The sequence below is a fragment of the Enterococcus sp. AZ163 genome (assembly GCF_050498925.1).
Classification (GTDB): domain Bacteria; phylum Bacillota; class Bacilli; order Lactobacillales; family Enterococcaceae; genus Enterococcus_A; species Enterococcus_A ferrettii.
Genome location: NZ_JBIPAO010000001.1, coordinates 1,817,410 through 1,831,904 on the forward strand (window position 1 = coordinate 1,817,410; position 14,495 = coordinate 1,831,904).

Sequence of the window (14,495 nt, forward strand, 5' to 3'; positions counted from 1 at the left end):
CCCGCTAACAAAGGTTGGCGGGTGTTTTAGTTTGTAGTTAAAAAGATCACCACGTTAGATAGAATTAAACCCAGAACGCCCATCTTACATCGAATTTATCAATAAAACGAACAGTACAAGAACTAAAATCCGTAGGCTGCAGGGGTTCAATTGTGGTACTGCCTTCTTTTATGATGGTGTAGGCTTTTTTCAGTGCGGCTTCATCATCAAACTGAACAGACAGCTGATATCCTCCCGATTTTGAGAAGCCATCATTGTTTCCAAAATCGTTCACCATTAACAATTCATTATGAATCATTATCTCGGCATGAACCACAAGTGACTGATCTGAATCCTCCATCAGGGTCTGAACCGTCGCACCAAATGCTTGTTTATACAGCTTGATTGCCTGCTTGCACTCTCCATTAAAGTAAATATGGGTTACTAACAATAACATTCCTCCTTAAAAATAAAAAAATACACTTTTTGTAAACGATTTATAAATTATATCATAGGGGAAATTTGAATAATAGTGGATATGCAGGGCAATTGACAATCCCACTGAATAGAACTAACTTCCTTCGAAATCCATTCGTATTTTTTTCAAAATTGTTATTTCTAGTAAAGGCTTTCGTGATACACTGCAAGTAACAAAGAAAAGAAGTGAGGCGAAAAAGGATGAATGTCATTGTAATAGGACCAAAAGGCAAAATGGGACGCTTGATTACGCAAATTGCTGCTGAACGAGAGGATATGAAGCTGGTTGGCGGCGTTGGTCCCGCAGGTCGGGATTATATTGGTCAGGATTTAGGCAGTGTGGCTGGAGTCGGCTATCCGCTGAACGTTTCGGTAGTAGATCAGCTAGAAGAGATCATTGATACATGCGATGTGTTGATTGATTTTTCAACAAAAGAAATGGCGCTAGAGGTTCTGCAAAAAGCAGTCGATCATAAAAAAGCTTTCGTTTGTGGAACTACCGGCTTCTCCCCAGAGGAAATGCAGAAATTTCAGGAAGCCAGTCAGCAGATTCCGGTTCTGTATGCAGCCAACACTTCAAAGCTGGTGAATGTTATGAATCGTTTGCTGAAAATCGCAGCTGCTGCGATTGGCAACGAAACCGACATTGAGATCATCGAAATGCATGACCGTTGGAAGAAGGATGCTCCAAGCGGTACCTCCAAGGAAATGGGGGAGGTGCTCGCCGAAGCAATGGGACGTGAGCTTGCTGATGTAGCCGTGTTTGGCCGTGAAGGTGAAAGCCTGCGAGAGGAAAATACGATTGGGTACCACTCATTGCGTATGGGAGACACTCCCAGCAGTCACATCGTTACTTTTGGCGGGTTTGGTGAGCGCTTAGAAATTAGCCATCATAGTTATAATTTTCAATGCTTTGCCAGTGGCGCCTGTGATTGTGCGGTTTTTCTAGCAGATCAAGCCCCCGGTTATTACACCGTTAAGGATGCGATCAAATTTTAATAAAAGCGAGCCTCTTTTGAGAGCGCTCGTTTTTTTCTTCATTTATTATAGTCCTAAAGTAATTTTCAATAGAAAACGATTTCTAATGGCAGTTGCCTGTTTTTTCCATTATAATATGCTGAGAAAGAAGGTGGGAGTTATCAAGCAAAGAGGAATTTTATTTGCGGCTTTGGCTGCATCATTCTGGGCGATCTCTGGAATTTTAGGGCAATCTTTGTTTACCGATTATCATTTTCGGGCCGACTGGCTAGTCTCAGTTAGACTGTTCTTTTCGGGAATTATACTATTAGGATTAGCAAAAGGCTGGAAGAAGGAGGCTATTTTTGCCCCATTCAAAAAGAAACGCGATTTAGGAGCACTCCTGATTTTTTCGGTCTTTGGCATGTTTGCAGTCCAGCTGACCTACTTTAAAACCATTGAATTGAGCAATGCATCCTTCGCGACCATTATTCAGTATACTGGTCCTTTTTTTGTGATTTTGTATGAGTCGTTTAAGCAAAGAAAGGTGCCTTCGTTTTTAACAATTCTTTTGCTGGTTACGACAGCGCTTGGTGTTGTGTTTATTGCGACAAAAGGGGAATTTACTAATTTGTCGATATCCTTGGGTGCGTTAGTCTGGGGGATCGGTTCAGCGGTTTCGTTGGCTTTTTATTCTTTACAGCCAAGGGGATTGCTGGCAACTTACGGCAGTTTCGTTACAGTGGGCTGGGGGATGCTTTTTGGCAGCGTCTTTTCGAATATCTTACAACCAATGTGGCGGACGTCGGGAACCTTCACCATGGGCTCGGTGATGTCGATTTTCTTAGTAGTAACCATTGGTACTGCATTGGCTTTCCTTTTATACTTATCCAGCTTGCAATACATCAGTTCGAGTCTAGCAAGTACCTTAACAGCCTTTGAGCCTTTATTGGCAACAGTTTTTTCAATTGTTGTCTTCAGTCTGCCGCTGACTTTGTTTGAGGTGGTGGGATTTCTCCTAGTTTTGGGTTCCATTTTACTAATTCAAAAGAAATTATAACGGACAAATTTTTTGTCCGTTTTTTTCTCATGTTATACTAAATAGAGAGATAAAGTATGTGGAGGAGATGGAATGGAAAAGCAGCGGTTTAAGGGTGGGATTGATTTACATCAGGATGAAGCCTTGCATTTGCGTGGAATTGATCAGTACAAGCAGGTGGAAAAAATTTATCCGAAAAGGGTTTATATTCCAGTTCAGCAGCATATTGGCGGTGAACCGGAAGTGACAGTCTCTATTGGAGAAGAGGTTTATTTGGGACAAACAATTGCTAAAATGGATGAAGGATTAGGTGCCAATGTCCACGCCAGTGTTTCTGGTAAAGTTGTCGGAATCAAAGCGATTGATCAAGGTCAAGGTGACGAAATGACCTGTGTAATTATCGAAAATGATTTTCAAGAACGCTTAAAAGAGGAGCACCATGAGCCGATTGAAGAGCTGAATCGTGAAACGATTGTGCAGCGTGTTGAGGAGGCAGGAGTAGTTGGTCTGGGAGGCGCGACTTTTCCCAGTCACGTCAAATTAAATCCAAAAGAAGACATTCATACGTGTATTTTCAATGGAGCCGAATGCGAACCTTTGTTAATGGCAGATGCGGCTTTAATGGTTACTCAAGGGGAAAAACTGTTAAAGGGCTGCAAGGTTGTGATGAAGGCAGTGGACGCTAAGGAAGGCATCATCGCGATTGAAGATGACAAGCAGGAAGCGATACAAACGATGCGGGAATATTGTAAAGAGGTTCCCAATCTTTCAGTGATGGAGGTTCCATCAGTCTATCCTCAGGGCAGTACTGAAATGCTGTTCAAAACAGTCACTGGCAAAGAAGAACCTTTTGGCGGTTCCACGCGAGATGTGGGTTATTTGATTATCAATGTGGCAACTACAGTAGCTGTGTTCGAGGCAATTGAACCAGGTCGACCGTTAAGTCATCGAATTTGTTCGGTGGTTGGTGACGTGATGGAACAAAAGAATGTGTATTTTCCATTAGGTACTACTATCGAGGACATGATTGAGTTTTGCGGCGGGTTTGACGGAAAACCGTCTAAAATCATTACTGGTGGATTTATGATGGGAACCACGGTAGATACGTTAGATGCTTCTTTGACAAAATCGGCCAATGGACTAATTATTATTAATGAAGCCCATGATGAGGATATGACGCCCAGCCCCTGCATCAAATGTGCGCGCTGTGTGGAGGTTTGTCCCATCGGTTTACTGCCGCACCAGCTGGAAAAGAATTATTTGAAGCAAAATTGGGATCGGCTGGAGAAGCTGTATGTAGAAAGCTGTATTAACTGTGGCTGCTGTACATACATTTGTCCAGCACGCCGTCACTTGGCAGAACACATTATTGCTGGTCAGCAGATCGTTGAAGAAAGGAAGGCACAATGATGGAGAAGAATCGTTCCTTTGAAGAATTACGCAGCGACCGCTACCCGATGATGGAAGCTTCTCCTCATTTACTATTCTGGGAGAAAACGGATCGTATTATGAAGCTGGTGGTACTGGCACTTTTACCGAGTGTGGCCGCTTCGATTATCTTTTTTGGCTGGCATTCACTGTTGTTGTATGTGGTTTCAATTGCTACTTGTGTGATTTGCGAAATTCTTTGGTTTAGAATTCGCAAAAAAACGATGCCGAATGATTTTTCAGCTGTTGTCACGGCAGTTCTTTTGGCGATGAGCTTGCCGGCTAGCGTACCTTTGTGGTATCCCGTAGTAGGTGGAGTGATTGGAATTGTTTTAGCGAAAGAATTGTTTGGTGGGATTGGCCGTAATTTATTGAATCCTGCGCTGACTGGGCGAGCGGTTTTACGGTTAGTATTTGTCCATGAGATGTCTGCCAATGTGCAGCCGCAGCCCTGGTTTTCCACCAATGGGTTGGATGTCGTTTCTTCAGCAACACCCTTGATGACTGCTGAGGCAGGCGAAAGCTTGTCCTCCGTCCAAATAATCGATAGCTTAACTGGATTGATTGCTGGAAAAAATGCTGAAACGACGGCTCTTTTGCTGTTGGCAGGCGGGGTGTTTCTACTATATAAACGGGTGATTACCTGGCACATCCCGTTGTGCATGCTGGCAACTGTGGCGGTAGTCGCTTTGATTGCTGGGAAAGGGGATCTGACGATTGTTTTTGCCCACATTTTTGGCGGCGCTACTATGCTGGGCGCTTTCTTCATGGCAACGGATTATAGCACCTCGCCGACAACACCTAAAGGCGAGGTAATCTATGGTATTTGCTGCGGACTGCTTTTAATGGGCTGGCGCCTATTTACCTCGATGCCAGAAGGGATGACCTTCATTTTATTGATAATGAATTGCTTTGTCCCATTCATTGATTATTTAATTATTCCTAAAGTATACGGAGAAAAAAGCACATAAAATAGTCCTTAGAATTGTTCGGATGATCTGCGAATAATTCTAAGGTTTTTTGTGAGTTTAAAGCCTATTATTCGCTTTTTCTTGAAAAAAACGGGTATGATAGAAGAAGATAAACAAAAGGAGGAAGCGTATGGAAACGTATCAATTAAGAGATGGATTAGTTGTTCCAAAAGTAGGGTTTGGTACTTACAAGTTAAATGGCTTAGAGGGTGTAAATACGATGGTTCAAGCCTTGTCTAACGGCTATCGTTTACTGGATTCTGCTTTTAACTATGAAAATGAAGGAGCTGTGGGTGAAGCCATTCGTCGTTCAGAGGTTCCTCGCTCAGAAATACTCGTTGCTTCAAAGCTTCCGGGGAGACATCATGCATATGATGAGGCAATAACAACGATCCAAGAATCTTTACTGCGGGCAGGATTGGATTATTATGATCTGTATCTGATCCATTGGCCCAATCCAAAGGAAGACCGCTACGTAGAAGCCTGGCAAGCATTGATTGCAGCACAGCGTTTTGGTTTGGTTCGTTCGATTGGGGTTTCCAACTTCTTGCCAGAACACCTTGAACGACTAGAAGTAGAAACAGGGGTTCTGCCAGTCATTAATCAGGTGGAGCTGCATCCTCATTTCAATCAGGAATCACAACGGGAATACAACGCACAACGGGGAATTTTGACACAGGATTGGAGTCCGCTAGGCCGTGCCAGTGAGATACTTAACAATCCAGTATTGTCGGAAATCGCGAATAAGTATGACCGCAATGTCGGGCAGGTTATCCTGCGTTGGGAAATTCAGCTGGACACGCTGCCAATTCCTAAAGCCTCCAGCACCATGAGACAATTAGCCAATCTAGATATTTTTGATTTCGAACTGACACCTGAGGAAATGGCAATGATCAATGGTTTGTCTAAACCAGACGGCCGCTTGAAAAATCAAGATCCTGCTGAATACCAAGAATTCTAATAAAAAAAGCCCTCAAACGAGGACTTTATCTAATATACCAGTCAATAAATAGTTGGAGCAAGGCAAGCCCTACACTAGCCGATGTAATTAGGGCGCCCATAATGATGTGAATTCGCTTGTTCATTACTAACAGAGCGGCGAATTCTCTCAAAAAGGCATTTGGTAAATAATATTTCGCTGTTTTCGCACCGATGCCGTCAGCCTTCAATCCGACCTGTTCAGCATACATGCCTGCTCGAAAGATATGATAGTTGTTAGAGGCAAAAATCGCTCGGTAGCCCGCTGGTTTTTCCCGTTCCATGATATCTTTGCTGAAGCGCATGTTTTCCAAGGTGGTTGTGGAATGTGTTTCAATCAAAATTTCATCTTCTGGAATTCCCTGCTCCAAGGCATAGTTTTTCATAGCAACTGATTCCGGAACTTTTTCATCTGGACCTTGCCCGCCAGACATCAACAATTGAGGTGGAGATAAGGTTTTGCGACTTTGTTTTTGATAAAAGGCAATCGCCCGATCAATTCGTTTTGCTAATAAAGGGGAGACTCTTTCCCCTTGAATCAGTCCAGCGCCCAATACAATTACATAATCTTGATCTGGCTTAGGGTCGTTCAGCTGATAAATTAAAGAAATAGATAAAAAATTCCAGAAAACAATAAACAAATAGATCAGAATCGCTGTAGGAATAAGCAGCAGCGGTGCCGACCAGCTGGGAACAAATTGTGTCCCAAATCTTCGGATAATGCTGGCGACAATAACACCCAAAGCCAGGATCAAGGTTAGCAGGTTGGCTAATGAATGAGATTCTCTTTTAAAAACCAAATAGCTGTTCCAGAGCAGAAAAATAATCAGTGCATAAAAGCCGAAGATCAGCACTAAAATGCCAAATACGCCTAAAACAAAGAGGATACCAATCGTAATTAGAGAAGTTGAGGTAAATGATAAAACCCCAAGATAGGCAAACAGGCTAATCAAAAATAGATTAAACAACCAGCCGTTGCGTAATTTTGCCTTATCCCTAAAGTAGAAAAAGTGAAACAACAGGTAGAAACCAACTGGAAGTGCTAAATAAAAGGTTCGCTCCTGTATTTCGATTACCAAAAAGTACAGAATAAGAAACCCACCTGTGTAAAGCAGATTTTTACGCAGTCGTTCCTCTTTTCCAGTTCTGGTTATCCAAATATTGAGTAGAGCGATGATAACTAAATAAATAATAAGAGCGGTAATATCTCTTGTGCTATACATCCGAACACCTCTTTCACACTCAGTATAGCAAATTATTCAAGAAAAATTGACAAAGAAGAACCTTTGACAGGTAAGAAATTAATGAGGAGGAAAATTTATGGATATTAAAGGAATCAATCGAATTCATTCGCCTAATTTTTATGTAATTGGCAAGGAAGGCCGAGGATTGGCCGAGGAATCAGGCTCGTGGGTTCCCTTGCTTTGGGACCAGATGAATCAGCACTTCGAAGAAATTGCCGGGTTGATCAATGCAACCGATATGAGTCAGCTGCATTTATGGGGATTAATGAGTGATGGAGACCATTGGCTGGAGCCATGGCAAAAAGAAGGACGCTATTTGGCAGGTGTTCAAGTACCTGCTGAGGCTGTACCGCCTGTTGGCTGGATTCGCTGGGAGATTCCGACGATGACTTATTTAACGATAAAAACGGATGCTGAGCGAATTGACGAAGCGACTCAGCTAATGCTGGGGCAAGTTTTTCCATTAGAAAAGGTTGAATTAGCTGGAGCTGTGCAGGAGCATTATCTGCCAAGCTTTTCAGAAGGAGAAGTAGAGCTGTATTTCCCCATTCGAACAAGTATTTAAAAAGAACCGAGGAACGTTGTACCGACTCCAAAAAGTTTCACTCTTTGGGGGCGCTACAGCTGTCCTCGGTTCTTTCATTTAATTAGAAAAAGTCTAGAATTTTTCGCCAGATAATCAAAAAGATATTCGCTTTTTCAACTGCGCTGCTGGTAACGACATTGGCACTAGGTGCGTCATCTGGGTCAACATAACCCAACTCATCTTGGTTCAACTTAACCGTCGTCATGCCAAGCTTTTCACCTTTGCGTACAGGAGCAATCAATTTCCCGTCGTTCAGCAATGTTTTGTTCATTTCCGTTTCGGTAGTAATTTGGTTCAAATCCATGTCATTACGGGCCCAAACTTGAACGACACCATCATTTTTCAGCTGAACCTCTTCTTGCTTGCCATCAACAACAGGAAGCTCAGTTTCACCTGTCACAGGCTGATTGGCTAGATCAATTGTTTTCAGCTGCCAATTATCAAAGCAATAATCCATTAAACGGCTGGTTTCTGCAAAGCGAGCATTGCGGTCTCTAACCTCGTTTGAAGCATTTAGTACTACCGTAATTACACGACGGCCGTCACGTTCCATTGTTCCTGCAAAGCAAGCGCCGGCTTTTTCCGTTGTCCCAGTTTTTAATCCATCCACGCCTTCTTTGGCATTCGCTAATCCTGGAAGCATGCTGTTAGAGTTTTCCATTTCGACTGGTGACTCGGTTCCTGCAGCAAACTGAGCGTTAGCCACTTTCGATGTTTCTAAATATTCAGGATGATCCTTAATTAGGCGACGAGCAACAATGGCAACACTGCGAGCAGACATCATGTTTTCATCTTCTTCACCTGTGTCAGGATAACGTCGATCTCCTAGAAAATAGTTGTTCAATCCAGAAGCATTCACTAAAATCGCATCGGTAATTCCCCAGCTGGTTACCAACTGGCGCATTTGATCCACGAAGGCATGCTCGCTGCCAGCTAAAAATTCAGCTAAAGCAATCGCGGCTGCATTCCCTGATTCAATAATTGCTGCATCATAAAGCTCTTTAACTGAATAGGTTTGATCTTTATTTAGGGGAACATTGGATAACTCTGGATTCGTACTATTTTCTGCCGCATAATCCGAAATAGGTACCTGTGCATCCCAAGTGGTTCTTTGCTGCTTCACAGCATCTAATACTAAGTAGGCAGTGATCATTTTGGTGACAGACGCAATTGCTAATGGAGTGCTACCGTTTTGGTCGTAAAAAATTTTGCCCGAATCAGCATCAATGGCAAAGGCTGCCTCAGCTTTAATCGTAAAATCATCGGCTGCTTGTGCCGGAATCGCTGCGAACAATTGTAAAAAAAGACCTAAAATTACAAAAAGCAAGGGAATTTTTCTTTTATTTTGCATCAATAATCTCCTTTTTTTCTCTTAACCCTAAAATTCTAGCAAAGTATGCTGATGAATTCAAGTGTTCCCGGCCTTTAAGCGGGATTAAGAAAGAAAGTCTTTACTTATTTCGTTACAAAAATACCTATAATTAACAGGAATCAGTTTTATTTGATTCCTGTTAATGGCTATAAAATAACAAAATTTGTTAAAAACTACGGCCGCCTCCGCCAAAGGTCCCACCGCCGCTAGAGTTCGTAGTGCTGCCGCCGCCTCCGAAACCGCCGCCTCCACTATTATTATTAGAGGGCTTAGGAATTCGACGAGTGGTGACAAAGGAATTCACCAGCTGGTCTTGGCGCTCTTCTAATTCAAGTCTCGATTGTTCTCGATAAGGATAACGGTACGTTCCCATTTTCAGCTGGTAACGCATGCGAACAACAATAAAGAAGGCTATTGCTGCAATTAATCCCACTACGACTGCTGTTATTACATCTGTTTCAGTTAGAGAACGCTGGACAGTGACTTCACCAGTTTCACCATTGACTTGGTAGTGATTGCTTGGGATGCCAGCATCAACATAATCGCTGGCCATCGTAAAGTAGCTTGCGGCTGCTTGATAATAGTTTCCATCACGCATGGCTTCTTCGACAGCATCTAGGATTTTATCGCGTCTTCGATCGGTAATATAATCAATCATATTGCCGGAATACGTGAGATAAAGCTGCCGCTGCCCCATATCCAGCAGCAACAATGCGCCGTTTCCGCCTTCACTAACTCGTGCTTTTAGTTGCTGGTTGGCAAATAGCTGCGGATCCTCTGTATTGGAATTAGTAGTTAATACAAAGGTTTGACCCTCCATTTTCTCGTTCAGTGTATCAGCCAAGCCTGCCAGCTCAGTTTGCTGTTCAGGAGTGAAAAGAGCTGCTTCGTCAGTTACTGTATCACTGGCTGCAAAAGAGTTCATCGGGACAAATACTAGTAAAAGACCGAATAACCATATAAGTTTTCTCATACTGAATACCCCACAATCAACATGATGATCGCTGTGATGAAGAAAATTCCTAATGAAAACCAGCCTAAACGTTTATAGCTAATAGGCAAAATACCGCTGACTTTCCCGGTTCGACCATTCATCGCGTAATAATAAACTTTGTCGTTGGTACCTTGATACGTCACTAGCCAAACCGGCAGCAGCATGTAATGATTGCTTTGCCGATTAATCGCTGCTGAGCTGCCGGTTTTATTAAAGGTTGTATAACCGGAAACCGTATCTCGCAAAAGATCATTCGTGTAAGATTGCAGTTCCTGCTGCAATCCGGCAGCAATATCTGCAATTTCAATATCCCGTTTCTCCGCTTGAAAACCAGAAAGATATTCAGTATGGAAATCAACTGCCTGATCAATCGGAAAGGGCTGAACCGCCTCCACCATTTTCTGCTGAATATTTTTAGTCAATGCGTTTTTTACCAAGTTATTGATGGTTGCCTTTCCCTTGCGATAAACCTGATAGATTTTGGTCTCAGTGTATTCAATATCTCCGGCTACCCAAACGCGCACAGAAGTACCTTTACCGCTGTATTCTCCCCGCGTTTGGGCATCCACCACCCAGTAGGGAAAGTAAACACCAGTCAGCTTTTCAATTTGCGACTTGTTGAAAAAGTCTTTTGGGATAAACCACTTTTTCTTTGTCCAAGCCAAAAACTGTTCTTCAGCTTTTTTGCGATCAATTTGAAAAGGCAGAACTTTATTAGGTAAGAGGTCTCCAGCTAAACGTCCAGCTAAGATCACCGGATTATGGCAAAAATAGCAATAGGTTGCCGCCGTAGTCGTATCAGTGACGATTTCAGCCCCACAGCTGGGACAATTGAATAAGTCCATCGCATCTGTTTCGGCCTTTTCCTCTGCAGAAATCGCGGATTCAGCTGGATGCTTTGCTTCAAAGGTCTCAATATCTGCAGTAGTAAAAATACTCAAGCAATAGTCGCAGTGGAATTTTTGATCGTCCGGGTTAAAGGTCAGGGGACCGCCACAGTTGGGACAATGATGTGTTAATACATCGGCCATAAGTCTCCTCCTTAATCCAGCGGAATTCCCTTGAAGGGTTTGCCGCAATGAGGACAGAACTTCGGCACGCCATTGCTTAAATCAACGACTTCCCCGCATTCGCTGCATTTCATTTCAATTTTTGGTGCTGAAGCAGATTGCTGAGAAGGTTTTGGTTCGCCACAATTGCTGCAGAATTTCCCTGTGTTTTCAGTTCCACATTTTGGACAGGTCCAAGTCTCGCCTTGGGCTTGCTTTTGCTGTGCTTGCTGCTGATTGGTTTCTGAAGCCTGAGAAAGGTAAGAGCCACCCGTATTCATACCCATACCCATTCCGAAAAAGGCGTTGCCAGCCCCTGAGTCGTTGCTGCCGGCTGCCTCCATCCCACGAGCGACTGAACCTTGCACATACCCTTCACGAATTCCTGGATCACCCAGCATCGCGCCTTTATTGCGCATGTTAATCAGCTCGGTTGAGTCATCAGTATAAGAAATGCTGGCAACTGCTACAGCGACAATTTCCATCCCGCGAAGTTCCCGCCAGCTGTCGTCCAAGATATCAGACATGTATTTGCTCAGCTCCATACTTTTCGATGGAACATAGGAAATGCGCTCGCCGTTAGCAGACAGCTGGTTAATTGTTGCTTGCAAAGCAGTAAGAAATTCTTGCAGGTATTGTTCATTAATATCTGAAATGTCCACCTGCTCCAGATTGCGTGGTACCGCATTGGCAAAGAATAAAATCGGATCAGTAATCTGAACAGAATAGGTACCATGAGCTCTTAAAAACAGCTCTGCGTTGTAGAAATTATCAAAGTAATTCAAAGGTGTCGGCGTACCAAATTTGATTCCCTTGATTTCCTGTAAATTAATGTAATAAACCTGTTGTTTTTGAGGAGTCACACCGCCATATTTAAAGCGATCAAAGGTTTCGGAGATAGCCTCCTTCAGTGAACCTTGGAACATAGACGGAGCAGAATCATTTTTCACTGTGTAATAGCCTTCTTCAGCGGTAAAGTCGATTACCTTGCCGCCGTCAACCAAAAGCATCATCATATTAGGGTAAACGTGAACCACTGAACCGTCCGTGATAACGTCTTTGGTTCCTTTTTTATTTGAGCCCCGCCGATCATCCCGACGAACGGCAACGCCTTTAGTCATGACTGTGGTCTGACCCATATTGGCAGGTTCGATGACCTCTAGCCAATGGTCAGCTAAGCCGCCGCCAATTGTGCTTGTTGCTGCTTTAATTAATCCCATAAAATAGCCTCCTTAAGATATCTTTTTTTATTATATCACAGAGGACATAGTGCGCAGAAACAAGGTTTTTTCAAGTTTAAGAACTCGCTAAGCAATCAGTTTTAATGTAGTATTTTTTTTCAAAATCACGTATAATAAAAGGCGGTGATTTTAAAGCAGGGCTCAAAAGAAAAGAGGGTGACTATGGCATATCAAGCACTATATCGTGTCTGGCGTTCGCAGCGTTTTGACGATGTGGTTGGACAAGAGGCGATTACGAAAACGCTGAAAAACGCAATTAAACAAAAAAAGACCTCTCATGCATATTTGTTTACCGGACCGAGAGGAACCGGGAAAACCAGTGCTGCAAAAATCTTTGCCAAAGCCATCAATTGTCCCAACAGTGTCGACGGTGAACCATGTAATGAATGTGAAATGTGCCGTTCGATTACCGAAGGACGTCAAGAAGATGTGATTGAAATTGATGCGGCCAGCAACAACGGTGTAGAAGAAATCCGTTTCATTCGAGATCGAGCAAACTATGCACCAACGACTGCTGAATACAAAGTATATATTATTGATGAAGTACATATGCTTTCTACAGGGGCTTTCAACGCTTTGTTGAAAACCTTAGAGGAACCTAAAGAGCATGTAATTTTTATTTTAGCGACAACTGAACCCCACAAAATTCCGGCGACGATCATTTCCCGAACCCAGCGTTTTGATTTCAAACGGATCAGCGTGCAAGCGATTGTTGGTCGAATGCAGCACATTTTAGAAGCTAGTAACCAGACTTATGAAGAGCAAGCACTATCAGTAATTGCTCGCGCTGCTGAAGGTGGGATGCGGGATGCTTTGAGCATTCTGGATCAGGCGATCTCCTTTAGTGATGAGACAATTACGTTAGCCGATGCTCTAGCAGTTACCGGCAGTTTAACCACCGAAATGATGGATGCGTTTATTTCCGCATGTCTAGAACAAAATGTCAGTGCAGCTTTAGAGGTGTTGGAAAATATTTTGGCAGAAGGTAAAGAAGCACGTCGTTTGACGGAGGATTTACTGCTGTATTGCCGAGACTTGCTAATGTATCAGCAAGCCCCACAATTGCTAAACGAACGAGCTAACTTAACTGACACCTTCAAAGAATTGGCGGAAAAGACAGCAGCGGATCGCTTCTACTGGATGATTAAAATTTTAAGTGAAACTCAAAATGAGATTCGTTTCACCAATCATGCCAATGTTTATCTAGAGGTTGCTACTGTGAAATTGGCGGCACCGCCAACCAATACAGCTCCGGCTGTCAGTAGTGGTAGCGGTGAAAAAGTTGGTACTCCGGTTGACAATGAGGATATTGTGGAGCTAAAACGGCAAATTGTTCAGCTGCAAACAGAAGTCAAACAGCTGAAGGATCGACCAGCTGCTCCTGGGAAAGCTGAAGAACCTAAGGCAAGAGCACCGAAGAAAAACAGCAGTACGTATCGGATTCCGACTGAACGGGTCTATCAAGTACTTTCAGAGGCGACCAAGGATCATCTTCAAGGAATCCGTGGTGTGTGGGAAGATTTGTTAATGGCATTACCTGTAACTCAACGGGCACTGCTTAAGGCCAGTGAACCAGTTGCAGCGGGTCCCAGTCTCCTGCTGTTAGCTTTTGATTATGAGATTGTTTGTCAACGAGCAGATGGTAATGAAGAACTACGCACCAACATGCAAAACTCTCTAGGTTTGATGATTAAAGATTATTCACCAGAGTTTGTCTTTATAACCAGAGAAAGCTGGCCTCGGTTACGCCAATCATATGTCAGTCAGCACAAAGACATGAAGCCAGAAGTCAGCGACGCAGAGGATGAGGGAGAAATCGAACTAATTCCAGAAGAAAACCAGGTCGTTGAACAGGCAAAAAGTCTTTTCGGAGATTTAGTTACTATTCAAGAAGATTGATCGATCCGTTCTGCTTGTCAGTAAAGAAATGTAGACCAAAAAAGAGTAACAAGATAGCTTCAAGCAATTTTAGATTATCAACGTCTAAAGTGAGCTATAATAATAGAAATAGGTATTCGAAACGAAAAATTAATTCATAAAAAAGAAAGAGATGCCAGTTCTGCTTTTCGCAGTGTAGTCGAGTAGAAAAGAAGAACCTCAAAGTAAAGCTTTACAAGGCTAAAGTAATTTAGCAGAATGGTATTCGAAATGAAAAACAGACTAATTTTTCATAGAAAAAT

General features: G+C 42.9%; 13 protein-coding genes. 7 read left to right on the plus strand and 6 right to left on the minus strand.

The genetic code is table 11. From position 1 onward, the window contains the following. Positions 1–64: 64 nt before the first annotated feature. Complete coding sequence (locus IGI46_RS08585) at positions 65–430, minus strand: VOC family protein (protein ID WP_429962913.1); 366 nt, start codon at positions 428–430, stop codon at positions 65–67. A 227-nt stretch (positions 431–657) separates the two neighbouring features. Between IGI46_RS08585 and dapB the strand changes: the two genes are divergently transcribed. From dapB to IGI46_RS08610, 5 genes are all read left to right on the plus strand, one after another. Continuing rightward, on the plus strand, positions 658–1,455 hold the full coding sequence (dapB, locus tag IGI46_RS08590; RefSeq protein WP_429962914.1) for a 4-hydroxy-tetrahydrodipicolinate reductase: 798 nt from the start codon (positions 658–660) through the stop codon (positions 1,453–1,455). A gap of 115 nt (positions 1,456–1,570) precedes the next feature. After that, positions 1,571–2,473, plus strand: coding sequence for a DMT family transporter (locus IGI46_RS08595; protein WP_429973241.1), 903 nt, complete (start codon positions 1,571–1,573; stop codon positions 2,471–2,473). Positions 2,474–2,545: 72 nt separating this feature from the next. Further along, complete coding sequence (gene rsxC, locus IGI46_RS08600) at positions 2,546–3,862, plus strand: electron transport complex subunit RsxC (RefSeq protein ID WP_429962916.1); 1,317 nt, start codon at positions 2,546–2,548, stop codon at positions 3,860–3,862. Then, the gene (locus tag IGI46_RS08605; RefSeq protein ID WP_429973242.1) at positions 3,862–4,851 is read left to right on the plus strand and encodes an RnfABCDGE type electron transport complex subunit D; all 990 of its coding nucleotides are present in this window, start codon (positions 3,862–3,864) and stop codon (positions 4,849–4,851) included. Before rsxC ends, IGI46_RS08605 begins: the two co-directional genes overlap by 1 nt. Before the next feature lie 130 nt (positions 4,852–4,981). Beyond that, the gene (locus IGI46_RS08610) at positions 4,982–5,812 is read left to right on the plus strand and encodes an aldo/keto reductase (protein ID WP_429973243.1); all 831 of its coding nucleotides are present in this window, start codon (positions 4,982–4,984) and stop codon (positions 5,810–5,812) included. 25 nt (positions 5,813–5,837) lie between these two features. On the opposite strand, the gene IGI46_RS08615 is transcribed toward IGI46_RS08610, so the two are convergent. Next, on the minus strand, positions 5,838–7,052 hold the full coding sequence (locus tag IGI46_RS08615; protein WP_429962919.1) for a YdcF family protein: 1,215 nt from the start codon (positions 7,050–7,052) through the stop codon (positions 5,838–5,840). Between the two features lie 97 nt (positions 7,053–7,149). On the opposite strand from IGI46_RS08615, the gene IGI46_RS08620 reads away from it, so the two are divergent. Beyond that, positions 7,150–7,638: a GyrI-like domain-containing protein gene (locus IGI46_RS08620; protein WP_429962920.1), complete on the plus strand. Its 489-nt coding sequence runs from the start codon at positions 7,150–7,152 to the stop codon at positions 7,636–7,638. An 82-nt stretch (positions 7,639–7,720) separates the two neighbouring features. Here the strand turns inward: IGI46_RS08620 and IGI46_RS08625 are convergent, their stop codons facing one another. From IGI46_RS08625 to IGI46_RS08640, 4 genes are all read right to left on the minus strand, one after another. Beyond that, entirely contained in the window at positions 7,721–9,010 is a 1,290-nt protein-coding gene (locus IGI46_RS08625) for a serine hydrolase (protein WP_429962921.1), read from the minus strand. A 187-nt stretch (positions 9,011–9,197) separates the two neighbouring features. Beyond that, positions 9,198–10,004 carry a TPM domain-containing protein gene (locus IGI46_RS08630; RefSeq protein WP_429962922.1) on the minus strand — a complete coding sequence of 269 codons (807 nt, stop codon included), beginning with the start codon at positions 10,002–10,004 and terminating at the stop codon, positions 9,198–9,200. Then, positions 10,001–11,056, minus strand: a complete 1,056-nt coding sequence (locus IGI46_RS08635) for a TFIIB-type zinc ribbon-containing protein (RefSeq protein ID WP_429962923.1) — start codon at positions 11,054–11,056, stop codon at positions 10,001–10,003. Before IGI46_RS08635 ends, IGI46_RS08630 begins: the two co-directional genes overlap by 4 nt. A gap of 11 nt (positions 11,057–11,067) precedes the next feature. Then, positions 11,068–12,294 (minus strand): SPFH domain-containing protein, encoded by a 1,227-nt coding sequence (locus IGI46_RS08640; protein WP_429962924.1) that lies wholly within the window; start codon positions 12,292–12,294, stop codon positions 11,068–11,070. 183 nt (positions 12,295–12,477) lie between these two features. Between IGI46_RS08640 and dnaX the strand changes: the two genes are divergently transcribed. After that, on the plus strand, positions 12,478–14,214 hold the full coding sequence (gene dnaX / locus IGI46_RS08645; RefSeq protein WP_429962925.1) for a DNA polymerase III subunit gamma/tau: 1,737 nt from the start codon (positions 12,478–12,480) through the stop codon (positions 14,212–14,214). Positions 14,215–14,495 lie beyond the last annotated feature (281 nt).